The sequence below is a fragment of the Spirosoma aerolatum genome, from assembly GCF_002056795.1.
In the GTDB taxonomy this organism is placed as follows: domain Bacteria; phylum Bacteroidota; class Bacteroidia; order Cytophagales; family Spirosomataceae; genus Spirosoma; species Spirosoma aerolatum.
Window position 1 is genome coordinate 640,397 of the sequence record NZ_CP020104.1, and the last position, 13,758, is coordinate 654,154.

The 13,758-nt window shown below is 48.2% G+C and carries 9 protein-coding genes and 1 pseudogene; 7 read left to right on the forward strand and 3 right to left on the reverse strand.

Annotation, left to right across the window (positions count from 1 at the left end; translation table 11 throughout):
- The first annotated feature begins 39 nt into the window (after positions 1-39).
- The 3 genes from B5M13_RS02780 to B5M13_RS02790 all read left to right on the forward strand — a co-directional run bounded on the left by B5M13_RS02780 (position 40) and on the right by B5M13_RS02790 (position 4,302).
- Positions 40-1,515: a capsule assembly Wzi family protein gene (locus tag B5M13_RS02780; RefSeq protein ID WP_080054191.1), complete on the forward strand. Its 1,476-nt coding sequence runs from the start codon at positions 40-42 to the stop codon at positions 1,513-1,515.
- Positions 1,516-1,896: 381 nt separating this feature from the next.
- Positions 1,897-2,877, forward strand: coding sequence for a helix-turn-helix transcriptional regulator (locus B5M13_RS02785; protein WP_080054192.1), 981 nt, complete (start codon positions 1,897-1,899; stop codon positions 2,875-2,877).
- Positions 2,878-3,360: 483 nt separating this feature from the next.
- Positions 3,361-4,302 (forward strand): NAD(P)-dependent alcohol dehydrogenase, encoded by a 942-nt coding sequence (locus B5M13_RS02790; protein ID WP_080054193.1) that lies wholly within the window; start codon positions 3,361-3,363, stop codon positions 4,300-4,302.
- Between the two features lie 30 nt (positions 4,303-4,332).
- Here B5M13_RS02790 and B5M13_RS02795 read toward each other — a convergent pair whose 3' ends face one another.
- From B5M13_RS02795 to B5M13_RS02805, 3 genes and pseudogenes are all read right to left on the reverse strand, one after another.
- Positions 4,333-4,920, reverse strand: coding sequence for a DedA family protein (locus B5M13_RS02795; protein WP_080054194.1), 588 nt, complete (start codon positions 4,918-4,920; stop codon positions 4,333-4,335).
- Between the two features lie 245 nt (positions 4,921-5,165).
- Entirely contained in the window at positions 5,166-6,404 is a 1,239-nt protein-coding gene (locus B5M13_RS02800; RefSeq protein WP_080054195.1) for an MFS transporter, read from the reverse strand.
- Between the two features lie 911 nt (positions 6,405-7,315).
- Positions 7,316-7,747, reverse strand: a pseudogene (locus tag B5M13_RS02805) (helix-turn-helix domain-containing protein); the annotation flags it as partial.
- On the opposite strand from B5M13_RS02805, the gene B5M13_RS33785 reads away from it, so the two are divergent.
- The 4 genes from B5M13_RS33785 (at position 7,658) to B5M13_RS02830 (ending at position 13,750) form a co-directional block, all read left to right on the forward strand.
- Positions 7,658-7,915: a cupin domain-containing protein gene (locus B5M13_RS33785; protein WP_179950449.1), complete on the forward strand. Its 258-nt coding sequence runs from the start codon at positions 7,658-7,660 to the stop codon at positions 7,913-7,915. The pseudogene B5M13_RS02805 and the gene B5M13_RS33785 overlap by 90 nt on opposite strands.
- Positions 7,916-8,416: 501 nt before the next feature.
- A complete protein-coding gene (locus B5M13_RS02820; protein WP_080054197.1) occupies positions 8,417-9,028 on the forward strand; it encodes an RNA polymerase sigma factor in 612 nt (203 codons plus the stop codon).
- Between the two features lie 72 nt (positions 9,029-9,100).
- Positions 9,101-10,150, forward strand: coding sequence for a FecR family protein (locus B5M13_RS02825; protein ID WP_080054198.1), 1,050 nt, complete (start codon positions 9,101-9,103; stop codon positions 10,148-10,150).
- Between the two features lie 87 nt (positions 10,151-10,237).
- Positions 10,238-13,750, forward strand: coding sequence for a SusC/RagA family TonB-linked outer membrane protein (locus B5M13_RS02830; RefSeq protein ID WP_080054199.1), 3,513 nt, complete (start codon positions 10,238-10,240; stop codon positions 13,748-13,750).
- Positions 13,751-13,758: the final 8 nt, after the last annotated feature.

Sequence of the window (13,758 nt, forward strand, 5' to 3'; positions counted from 1 at the left end):
ATATATGAAGTTCTGTAGATTAAAGAGCTATTTTTACATATGAAGCAGATATACTTATTTTCTATCCTCTTTTTTAGTGTTCATCAATTATTACATGCCCAATCAGCAGGCTTTCATCAGGCTTATGTAGAGGTGGGGGCTTTGGCTTCGTCAACTGATCGAACGCCCTTCTGGCTTCGGGCCAATCAGTTTGGCACTGTTCCGTACTCGACGCCAATTGGCAGTCTGCGTGTGGGCGCTAAAGGGACTGTAGTACTTTCGGATACACTTGGTAAAGCACCAGATCGAGCCTGGCGGCTTACTTATGGCGCCGAGGCCATAGGAAATGCCGGAAAACAGAACCAACTGCTGGCCCCTGAGTATTACATTTCCCTCACACATCGGCAGATTGAGTTTGTCGTTGGTCGTCGACGAGAGGTAATTGGGTTAGTCGATACAACTCTTACATCGGGATCGTATTCCTGGTCTGGCAATGCGCTTCCGATTCCTAAGGTTCAGTTTGGAACCCGGGGGTTTGCACCACTGGGCCGCAAGCAGTGGCTGGCCATCAACGCCTTTATGGCTCATGGTTGGTTCGCCAATACGGAGTACATGCAGCATTCCTTTCTGCATCAGAAATCGGTTATTTTTCGAATTGGTAAACCTTCGGCCACCGTGCGAGGGTATGTGGGTATCAACCATAGCGTTCAATGGGGCGGCCATTCCGATTATCTGGATTACCACTATGCGGTTGACGGCCAGCTTCCGGGCGAACTTCGTGATTTCCCGAATGTATTTCTGGCGATTCGGACCAATGGGCTAAATAATCCACGAATCACTTCGTTCGACTATACAAATCTATACGGGAACCATGTAGGCAGTATCGACCTGGGGGTTGAAGTGAGATTACCCTCGGCTAATCTGATGCTTTATCATCAGCATAGCTATGAAGATGCCTCGGGTGTATTTTTTAAGAATGCACCGGATGGATTGACTGGGTTACGAATCCGGCCTGTCAGATCAGGTTCGTCGGGCTTTCATGTCGACGATTTCCTAATTGAATTTCTTAGCACGCTTGACCAGGGAGGACCGATATTTGAACCATGGAATGGGTTATCTGGCAATGATAATTATTTCAACAATGGGCAGTACCAGGAGGGCTGGGCCTATAAAAATCGTATTATAGGTACGCCGTTTATTACCCTAAAGGATGATGTACTCCCTGAGTATGTGTACCCCTCTAGCCTGGCCGTCAATAACAACCGGGTGCAGGTAGCACATTTAGCCATGCGTGCCGGAGTAGGGCGACGAATCAGTTTGCTGGCTAAGGTGTCATATAGTCGGAATATGGGTACCTATGGCATTCTTTTTTCGAATAAGCCTAAACAATTGTCGTCGGTAATTCAATTAGGTATGCCTCTGAACTGGTTAGACGGGCTTTCGCTGACGGCTAGCGTTGCTGCCGATATTGGTCAGTTATATACGAATACGATTGGTGGGTACGTAGGTCTTCGTAAAACGGTTTGGCGTAGATAGGCTTATTGCACTCAATAGTACGCTTAATGATATAGATATTGAATCTGACTCACTGCCGCCTACTTGTTTGGCCAACTGATCCTGTCAGTAAAAGCTGGCAGACCTTAACCATTGCCGCTGACAACAGTTGCTCGGCGTTGCTGGTTGATAGCCAATATCGGCTCTGGGTTTGTGCTCTAAATCTGTATGATGATTGAACCACGCGATTCGATCATTATTTTGCCCGCAGCAGGCAATCGCAACGCTTGGTTGCTGTTCTGTGCAAGCTGTGATGTTCTGTACGGATTTTAGGCCTCTATTCATTTTCCTTATCAAACCTATTCTTATAGATCATCATTGTGCAATATTAGCTGAACGTTAATAACCGAAGGTTTTATCGGCATGATATTCAGTTTTACCGCTACCCCCGATTTTGACTTTATGACGTACTTTGCCAGGTATATACAGGCAACGGTACAGAACGGCCTACTGGTCATACCAGATCATGTAGGAGAGGGATATATACGCAAGTTAGCATTCGGGCCAGACTTTAAAATAACCATACATCGGTACGTACTCAAGGAAGAGCTTGTCCTTAAACGCAATGCATCTGGCCAGGGAAATGACCTGATCACTGTGTTCTTTTACAGCAACGACCAGGCTCTTGAAATTGCTTACAATGACGACCCGCAAGTACAGTTTTCGCAGCGCGATGAGTCGGCTATCCAGGTTACGTCTAACGATATGAGTTCAACCATTCGCTTCCCTGCTCATCAAACAATCCATTACGTCGTTGTTGCCATAAAGCCCCCTCGCTTAACCGACTTATTAGCCCTCAGAGAGCCTAATTCGGTACTTCAAACCATTACGGGCAGTGGTAATTCCTTTTTGTTCTTCGAACGTATGGAAGCCGAAACCAAGCTGTTGCTTAAAAACATGGCTGCCATAGATATGAATGATCGCCTGAGCCACTTCTATATGCAGATCAAAGTGCAGGAACTGCTTTATCTGGTTTTTTATAAATTATCTTTACGGGAAAATGCTGCTCATCAGGCAATTAACAACGCTGATGCCGAACGACTCCTGCACATTCGCAATGAAATCATCAGCGATTTGAGCGTACCGCCCGTAATCCGTGACCTGGCGCAGCTCGCAGCCATGAGCGAAACCAAACTGAAACAGCTGTTCAAACAAACGTTCGGTACCACGATCTACAACTATTACCAGCAGGCTCGAATGGAAGAAGCCGCATTTCTGTTAAAGCAGGGCAAGCACTCTGTTGGCGAAGTGGGCTATGAGCTGGGATTTTCCAATCTGAGTCACTTCAGCCGAATATTTGAAAAGCACTATGGCCTGAACCCGAAGCGCTACTCGTATTCATAACGCGCAGTTTCCCCCAAATAATTGGACGAGAACACTTTCTTACTGTACTTCTCGGCAATAACCTGTAGTTTTTTATGGTTACTTCATCAATATGGGGCGGAAGCAGAAACTGACCGGATGTAACGGTTGGCCAATCTCCTCGAAGAACGTTTCCAGTCCCGCAGGGACAAACCAAATTACATCCGTTTACATCCTTGTCCAGTATAAGACAGGAGTATCTGAAAGAGAATGGCTTGCCTGAGATGCGCTGTCGGATTCGACTATTTTTCTGGCTTTTTGCGCTATTTCCCCTTCATTGGAAGCTTCAACTTTGCCCTACAAAATCGCATCACAGAGCAAAGAACAACTTAGTAACATTTTTTAGGGAGTTTGAGCTCTAGTGGTAAATCAGGGCAGTCGATCTGGAACCAGAAGTGCATGCATACACCGATAAGCTATCATCAGGCCTGGAGCCTTTTGTTCAACGTAAAATAGTTAACCAACATGAAAAAAGTAATTTATAATCAGTTTGGCGACGAGAGTATATTGGAATTAGTCGAGCAGACAGTACCAGAAATCAACAAGGATCAACTGCTGATCCGCGTAAAAGCCGTTTCCATCAATCCGTTGGATTGGAAGGTGTATGGTGGAGAAATGAAATTGATGTCAGGATCTAAATTTCCCAAATCGGTAGGCATCGATTTTTCGGGTATTGTTGAACAGGCAGGCAGTGCCGCTACACGCTTTAAAACTGGCGATGCGGTCATTGGCCTGCTGGACGTATTCAAAGGGGGAGCCTTGGCCGATTATATTGTAGTTAAAGAGACAGATATTGCCGCAAAACCCACTAACATTTCATTTGAGCAGGCCGCAGCTCTGCCCGTAACCGGTCTCTCGGCCCTGCAAATTGTTGACCAACTGGCCGCAATCAGTCCTGGTCAGGACGTATTGATAAACGGTGCTACGGGCGGTGTTGGTGTATTTGCCGTACAGATTGCTAAAAAACGCGGGGCTACTGTAACGGCAGTTGTCAGTACGAAAGGTGTTGCCGAGGCCGCTAAATGGGGGGCAGATACTGTAATCGACTATACAAAACAGCCAATCAGTAGCCTGCCTAATCAGTACGACGCAGTGATTGACCTTTCTACCAAACTCTCTTTTGCCGATGCCAAGCGTTTATTGAAACCCAAGGCCTTCTTTGTCAGTACGCTACCTTCCCCGCTGACGCTTGTTTACTCATTTGTAAATAATCTTTTTTCAGGAAAAAAAATGAAAATCCTGATCCTAAAGCCGACCGTTGAGGGATTCCGTAAATTAGTTGAACTAGCTGAAAATGGCTTGCAGATTGTACTGGACAAGACATACTCCATTTCAAATGTCAGACAAGGCTATCAGGAATCCCGTCGGGGCAAATCGATTGGAAAGTCGGTGATCGTTCTGAATTAATGAAGGCTTCACCGCATAAATCGAATGTTGCTACTCTATAGGTTTGTATAACGGCTGTTTTTTTAAGCGTGATCGTTTCACCAATCGGTAAAGAAACCATAAGAGGCCCAGACCAGCTATTACAGAAAGAATCATTGTTTCGGGAGGAGTAAGGCTATCGTATAGCTGGTGAAGCCCCTGGGCCAAATTGTTCCCTATAAGTGCCACTGTTATAGCCCAGACGAGCGCCCCCAGGGCGTTGTAGGTCATAAAGCGGATCGAGGAAAAGCCTGCCAACCCTACGGCGGCTGGTATAGCTCCCCGTAAGCCATATAGTGCCCGAAAGCCTACTACCAGTCCTGTACCATAACGATTCATCAATTTCTCAATTCGATTATAACGAAGCTGCCAGCGAGGCCGCTTGCTGATAAAGGTTGAGCCGTATCGGTTACCAAGCAGAAAACAGAGCTGAGTGATACAAAACGAGGAAAGTGCGGCCAGGCCAATAACGACTGGTAAAGAAAAATACCCGCGTTGGGCTAAATACACTCCGACCAGTAAAAAGGCTTCACTTTCCAGCAGCACGCCTAGAAACAGCATCGGATAGCCGTAGGTGAGCATGAGTTCCTGGAAGTTCATCGTTCATTAGATAAAGTTGTTTCCTTAAAAACTTACTAAAAGTCAAATTGTTAGCGTCTAGCCGTCTTCATTATGCTGTAACCGCTGGAATCAATCGCACAGTCATCACTGGCAACTTTGGTTAGCGAAGCAACAATAATTAACTGGGCCAGTAAACTCGGTATATGATACAAGCTATAGTTGGTCATCTAGTAAAGGCAGTTTTATAAAAACGTCCTGATTGGTAGAGTTATGCGCTGAAGAAGTTAGCTTGCCTGAGGCCCTGTTTCCGGTACAAAAAACCATAATACACCCAGGGCAATGAGGGCTAGACTGGCCAGGGTTAAAAAAGCGATATTGTAACTGGTTTGTTGCAGGAGTATACCGGCAAAGGCATTACTAAGAGAGGCCCCCAGCCCAACAGCTGTAGCAATAGCTCCCTGCGTAGTATTGAACAGGCCCGATCCGCGCGTCAGATCCGAGACAATCAGGATGGACAAAACACCAAAAATTCCCGCACCAACACCGTCCAGAACCTGAATGGCAACTAGTAAAATGGGATCGCCCGTTAAGGTGTATAATAAGCCACGAAGGGGCAGTACAGCAAAGCCAATCAGTAACAACCGCTTGCGACCGGTCGGGGCCAGCTTCCCCGTCAGGTAACTAACAGGAATCATAACGAGCTGAGCGACAATGATACAGGCCGACATATATGCCGAAGATGTCCCTGCATTGATTCCCTGGGCCAGTCGTTGACCGAGCAGTGGCAGCATCGCTGCGTTAGCGAAATGAAAGAGTACACAGGCCAGCGCAAAAAAGAGAATTGACCGATTGCCGAGTAATGCCTGCCAGCCTGAACTGTTGTTGTTCGCCTGTTCCTCTTCCTCCGAACATCCCCTGGCGCGTTGATGGTCGATGTCTTCCTCTCGAATGCGCCAGATCGATAAGCTACTCAGAACAGACATTGCCGCCAGTAATAGAAAAATACCTTTTGTACTTACGTAATAGCCCAGCAAGCCTGCCAGCATGGCAGCAAAAACATTCCCCGCGTGATTGAACGTTTCGTTGCGCCCAACTCGTTTGTCCAATCCTTTAGGGCCAACCAGCCCTAGTGTGATGGCCGCAATAGCGGGCGTAAACCAGGCGGCTGCCAAGCCCATAATAGCTTGGCCTCCCAGAATCACTGAGTAGGTTGGTACGGTAATGGTAACGATGGCTGACAGGGCAATCAGAAGTGAAGCAACGATTGAGTAAGCACGCTTTCGGCGGGTTTGGTCGACCAGGGCACCGGCTGGTGTTTGCGCAACCACAGTAGCAATGCCCATCACCGACATAGCGATACCGATAGTTTGCGCATTCCAGTGCAGAGTTGTTAATAAGTAAATAGCCAGATAAGGCCCCAGGCCATCCCGAACATCAGCCAGAAAGAAATTGGCAGCATCCAGCGCTCGTAGGCTGGTCAAACCAGGTTGTCGTGCCGTTAGTTTAGGTGATAATTTAACCATATTTTAATGATGGACTAGCGTTTCGCATACTGAATAGACAAACACTAATATGTAGGTCACCTAAATATTGTACCAAGCTATACTGGGGGAAGAATAGATTGCTAATTAACAGATAGCTAAATAGTTGGCTGTTGGTGTTTCTGGGCGGACTACTTAATTTGCTGTAGAGAAAAATACCTATAGTTGTTGTCGGATGTAGGCATGGTTAATTGGATTCGGTAAAATGCCAATTGGCGGCTGAAGAGCTATAATGCTACAGGCGAAGTCAAAAGCAGCTAAAGGATAAGAACATCTGCATGCTTGGCATCATGAAAGACGCTGCGATACCGAAGAATCTAATGGCTATACCTACTTCGTTAGAAGACTATTGAGTTTATGCCAAGAGAAATGCTTTATCGTAGTTGTAAGCAGGTCGGGGCCTAGGAAAAGCTGACCAGCCTGAGCGAACAGAAAGCAACGGTACTGGAAGAGATAATACTACGACTCAAACGCGAATTAGTCAGTGCGAGATTGTCTTTTCGGCTGAGCATATCAACCTTACAGATTGCATTTACGACAGGTTTCGGCATGGCCCTCACGCAGGGCTTCCTGAACTGTAGAGTACCGATCTTCAGAGGTGAAATTTAGCCTGATTTGCTCATATTTGCTGAATGTAAAGGGGCTAATTGCACCGGTGCCCTGGCTGACTTTACAGTTTTGTCCAGTCATTCAGGGAGTTAAGGCAGCATCAAGACGCCTTCTATTTTAGAGATCGGTCGTCTGTTGCATTTAAGCCGAGCGACGGTTTACCGGTATTTAGCTTGGCAGGGGGATGCTGATATATAGAACCTTGCTCCATAAAATGGGCGGTTTATGAGGCATTCAGTAAGGCATATCAAGCTTTCATTGCAGGGATCACAGATAATGCTAAATTAGTTTAAGCTTCGGCACTCGACAGGTGAAACCCCCACTTTCTGCTTGAAGAACCGAGTAAAATGCTGGGGATACTTGAACCCTAATTCATACGCAATCTCACCGACCGATTTGCTGGTATCGAAAATCCGCTCTTTCGCTAGATCAATCAAATGAAGCTGGATGTATTCCAGAGCTGATTTACCCGTTTCTTTTTTGATTAAATCGCCGAAGTAATTGGGTGATAAGTGCAACTCCTGGGCAAAGTAAGCAACCGTTGGCACGCCATCGGTTCGTAGTTTTTCGCCTAATAAATATTCGTTTAGTTTCTGCTCAAATTGTTCAATTAGCCCATGATTCACATGCCCACGGGTCATAAATTGGCGGTCGTAAAAGCGGGAACAATATTTCAGCAGCAATTCCAAATTCGCGATAATCAGTTCTTTACTGTGCCCCGAGAAGGGGATTCGGTTACTATTCCTCCCCAGGTGACACACTGGCATGGTGCAGGCCCTTCTGGCCAATTCACCCACATAGCTATCAATCCAAACGTGAGTAAGGGAGGAGCCGTCAACTGGCTCCAAACCGTTACGGATGAAGAATACAATAAAGCGCCCTAGCAGGAACAAACAAACCGACTACTTTTGATTAGTCGGTTTGTTTTTCTATAAAGTGTACCCACATAAACGGCGCTTCATGAAACGCATAAGGGACCTATTTTTCAACATGAAGTTTTTCGTACTTAGGCCAGCTTACATGCCGAACTAGTCAATTACCAGGAAACGACGGCTACTAATCTGCAACATTCTAACTACACAGGTGTCATTGAGGACATTAGCTGAATCCTTTTCAACTTCACCCTCTATGATGCTTCGATTAATCTTGCTTTGGGGATCTTTTTTGCTGACGACTCTTCTGGCCTTCCCCCAAGCAGCCAATTGCCTTATCGCCAGGTAAGCGGCTCTATCATTGCCCAATTTAAGCAATCCCGCGTACTTAAAGCCAATCTACCCAGTACAGGTTCACGTTGAACTACTTCCTCTCATCATTAGCTTTTTCAGTAATCAGGCTTACTAGAAGTGTGGAGCAATGATTGTTTAATCCAGTAGACCAGTCGATAGATGAGTGTAACACCGCCGACCAACGAACAAGTACTCTGGCTTACGTTCCAGTCGGGCGATGAAGGGGCTTTTCAGCAACTCTATCAACTCCATATTCGGCATCTGCTCAACTATGGGCTGCGTCTTTGCGACTCGTTAGCGACCGTTGAAGACTGCATTCAGGATGTATTCACCGAACTATGGCACTATCGGCAACGGGTTGCCCAGCCGGCTTCAGTGCGCTTTTATTTGCTGAAGGCACTTCGCAACCGGCTCAAAGCGCAGTACCGACGGGAGCAGCCGTTTATTTCAGGCTGGGATGATGATCGGGATGAAGTCGGTCAATCGATGTTTAGCATTGAGCCGTCGGCTGAACAGCAACTCATCGCCCTGGATATTGATTCCGAGCGAGCCGAAAAAATCCGGCTGGCCATGAATGCCTTATCGCCCCGGCAACGCGAAATAATTTACCTCCGCTACTTTAACGACCTGTCGTATGAGCAGATCTGTGAGTTGATGAACATTAACTACCAAACTGCCCGCTCACAGATTTATTCGAGTTTAAAACAATTGCGTATACTTCTGAAAGACAAAGAGTTGTCTTTACTGATTTCCTTCTTTTTCTTCAATTAGGAAAATTTTTTACATTTTTTATACTACAAAAGGCTGCTTTTTCTTCACTGTATGATAGAATAACCTGATGGTATGAAATCATACAGTGATTACCTGCCTTACGATACCGAAGCATTTCTGATGGATGCTTCCTTTCGGGACTGGATTGCGAAGCCAACTCCAGAGATGACGGCGTACTGGCAAGGGCTGGTGGAAACCTATCCACACCTGCGTGACTCGTTTGAGCAAGCCCGGCTGCTCGCCCAGGGACTGGCCGCTACCTGGATTCCCTTTTCTGATGAATACACGGCTGATCTGTTTCAGCGGACGCTGGCCAATCGAACGCCCGAACCTGTGGAGCACACCGCTACGATCCGACCCATGCCACGCGTATCGTATTGGACTTATGCCGCTGCCGCGCTGATTCCACTACTGATCGGCATTTGGGCCTACCTCTATTTTTTTCAGGAACGGCTGATTCAGAACGGGAATGCCCAGTTTCAGACACTTATCTTGTACGATGGAACGGAGGTAAGACTTAATGCCAACAGTCGACTGCGCATTCCCTCGCGTTTCCATTGGCGGTCGAACCGGGAAGTCTGGCTTACGGGCGAAGGTTTCTTTGCCGTTCAGAAACAGAAAAACGACGCGACTGGAAGCTATCGAAAATTCATCGTTCATGCCGAGCGGGCTGATATTGCCGTATTGGGGACCCGATTCACGGTCTATACAAGATCTCAACGGACGCAGGTGTTGCTGGAAGAAGGGCGGATCGCTCTAACCGACCCGGTTAGCCAAAAAACAATCGTGATGAAGCCAGGGCAGCTAGCAACTTACCAGACAGGCGCATCGCGCTATACACTCGCCAAGGTCAATGCCGCTCAGCAACGCCCGCTGACGGCCTGGCGCGACAAACTATTGGTGTTTGAAAATGCGTCGATGGCGGTTCTCGGGCAACGGTTCCGAGAGGTATATGGTGTGCAACTGGTGCTGGAAGGCGAGGGCTTTGCCGATCAGCAATTTACCGGTGAACTGCCTATCGATAATCAGGAGAAAGCCCTACGCATTCTTTCCGAAACCTTCGGGCTCAAAGCGGTACCGTACCAGAACCGCATCTACTTTATTCCCAGTCCAGTGAACTGACGCAGGCAGTCGGCCTGTAAAAATAAAACCACACTCAGCGAGCGTGGCCTATTCAATTTATAAATTCTAAAACAAAGAACGTAAAAAATGCCTAAACCCTTACATCGTGAGTGCCTTCATTTTGCTGCGTTGGCACTACTGACGGGCGGAATCGGCTCGGTTTCTGCCCAGACCCTGGCCCTGGCTCGTTATCAAAACCCGTCTGGTGTAAACCAACCAGCGCTCAATTCACTGGAACTCAAAACCCTGCTTGGACAACTGGAAGGTAAGTATGGGGTTCGTTTTAATTACCGGGCGGCCCTGGTGCGTTCGGTTACGATTTTGACACCCCCGTTAGCCGATTTTAGTGAGCATATTCCCGAAACACTGAACCGGATTCTGGCACCAAAGGAATTGCAGTGTATCCAGATCGATGCCCGCACCTATGTCATCCAACCCGTAAGCAGTACAAAAAAAGGAGTAAAGTCCGAATCACCAAATACTGCCGACACACGTCCAATCATTACCCCTTCGCTTACTTCTATCGTTTTTGAGCAGGTGCAGGAACGTACCCTGAGTGGGCAAGTCGTGGATGCCGCATCCGGGCAGGGATTGCCGGGGGTTAGCGTTCTGATCAAAAATACCAGCAAGGGAACCGTTACCGATACGGACGGCAATTTTCGACTAGTTATTCCCAATCAAGCTGAAATCGTTGTGTTTTCGTTCATCGGCTACATCTCTCAGGAAGTTGCCGTTAAGAACCAAACCATACTGACCGTCAAGCTGGTCGCTGACACCAAAGCGCTTAACGAAGTCGTGGTGGTCGGTTATGGTACCCAGAAGAAATCGGACGTGACTGGCGCGGTATCGACCATTACAGCCGAAAAGCTAAAGTCACAGCCTGTTGCCGGTATTGATCAGGCATTAGCCGGGCAACTACCGGGCATTCAGGTTACCCAACCCTCAGGCGCGCCAGGTGGTGGGGTTCGAGTACGGGTGCGGGGATCTGGCTCTATTTCATCCAGCAACGAGCCGCTGTATGTGATTGACGGCTATCCAGTACAGGGAAACTTTGATCAGAACTATAATCCGCTGACGACCCTCAATCCCGCCGATATTGAATCCATCAACGTACTCAAAGATGCCTCCTCAACGGCTATTTATGGTTCTCGAGGGTCAAATGGCGTGGTAATCATTACCACTAAACGAGGAAAAGCCGGAAAAACGCGGATTGATTTCGATGCGTATGTCGGTACCCAGTCGCTGGACCGACCCATCAAGATGCTCAATGCCGCACAACTGGCCGAAATCGGTATCGAGGCTCGAAATGAATATTATCGCGATGTGATTGGGGGAAATCCGGCCGATAGCAACGAAGAGCGATTGAAGAAAACATCGGCCGGTCTGGCCCTGATTCCGCCCTTCTTTACTCAACCCAGCCCATACGATACCGACTGGCAGAAGGCCTTTTACCGAGCCGCGCCCATCAGTAGCTACAACGTGTCGGTCAGTGGTGGTAATGAACGGACTACGTTTTCGGTAGGGGCTGGGTATTTCAACCAGCAGGGCATTATTCCCAATACCAACCTGCTGCGTTACTCTATTCGGGCCAATATCGAATCGCAGGCTAGTGACCGACTCAAAATTGGGGTCAGTTTGCTGCCATCTGTCCGAACCCAGCGCGTTGTCGATGTGGAAGGGCACGTGTCGGTGGGGGCAATCACGGGTACGCTTAATTTCCTGCCCCAATTGCCAGTTCAATACCCCGATGGAACCTATAGTACCATGACCAACATGCAGTATGGGTTTCAGACGCCCGAAAATCCGCTGGTGATTGTCAATGAAGAAAATCGGCAGCAGTTGGCCTACCGGATGCTGGGAACGGTGTATGCTGATTATTCCCTTCTGAAAGATCTCAACCTGCGGGTAACCGTTGGGGGTGACCTGAATGCCTCGCGGGAAGATCGGTTTCGGTCGTCCAAAATTGGCAACCCCGGCCAGCCAGCGCCAACCGTACCGTCAGGATTTGCCAACGATGGGATGAGTTATAACTGGCTGAACGAAAATACCGCCACCTACACCCGGCAGCTTGGAAACCATGGCTTTACGGCGCTGGCAGGGTATACCATTCAGAAAAACCGGAATTATGGAACCTCCTTAACGGCTATCAATTTCCCCAACGATCTGGTGACGACCCTCAATGCGGGGCAGATTAACGGGGGAAATACAACGCGTGACGAATGGGCCCTTTTGTCCTGGCTGGGTCGGATCAACTACAATTACCAGGATCGGTATCTGCTAACCGTTAGCTTCCGGCGGGACGGCAGCAGTCGGTTTGGGTCCAATAATCGCTGGGGTAATTTCCCGTCGGTTGCGGCTGCCTGGCGAATCATCGACGAACCGTTTATGAAGTCGGTCAAAGCGATTAGCGACCTGAAGTTGCGGGCCAGCTACGGGCTAAACGGAAATAATTTTATCAGTAACTACGGCTCGATTGGGCTAATTAGCACGTCCAATTACATCACCGGGGCTGGTACGGGCGCGCTGGCCAATGGCCTGGTACCTTCATCCATCGCGAACCCCGATCTGACCTGGGAAAAATCCAAGCAGGTAGATGTCGGTCTGGAAGTTGGTCTGTTCAACAACCGCCTGTTGCTGACTGCCGATTATTACAACCGATTAACCTCGGGCTTACTATTGAATGTGCCGGTTCCGTCGATCACGGGTTTTACCAATGCCTTACAAAACATTGGTCAGGTAAAGAATTATGGGCTGGAGTTTGGCCTAATGAGTCGAAATATTGTGGGGAAAGGCTTTACCTGGACTACGGACGCCAATATCTCCTTCAACCGAAATCGGGTGCTGGCTCTGGGGCCCAAAGGCGATCCTATTCGTAGCTCTACCGACGTAGCCGATACGCACATCACCCAGATTGGATCGCCCATCAGCAATTATTATGGCTACCAGGTCGATGGTATTTTCCAGAACCAGGCGCAGGTCGATGCGGGGCCAACCTGGGCAGCACCGGTCATTACCCGGCCGGGTGATTTCCGATTCAAAGACATCAATGGGGATGGAAAAATCGACGCCAACGACCGGACCGTCATTGGTACGCCCTACCCTAAATTTGTTTTTGGAATAACAAACACAATTAGCTACAAAGGATTCGACCTGAGTATATTACTACAGGGATCGCAGGGAAATCAGGTATTGTATTTGCAGCGCCGTTTCTTCGGTTTCGTCAATTCCAGCAATTCGTATGCGGATGTGGTAAACCGGTGGCAGAGCGAAGCTAATCCGGGCGATGGCAAACATCCACGGGCGTATCCGGCGGGTAACTCCAATCAGGTAACATCCTACTATGTGGAAGATGGCTCGTATCTGCGGATTCGCAATGTTTCGCTGGGGTATCGACTGCCGGCTCCCTGGGCCAAACGCATCGGGATGCAGGGCTTACGCATCTATACGACGGGCCAGAACCTCTATACGTTTACCAAATACGCGGGTTACAATCCTGAAGTCAACCGAAACTACAGCGGTAATCCGCTTGTCGAAGGGGTCGATTATGGGGTTTACCCACTCGCTCGCAGTTTCACCGTTGGTCTGAATGCTTCCTTCTAACCCCTAGC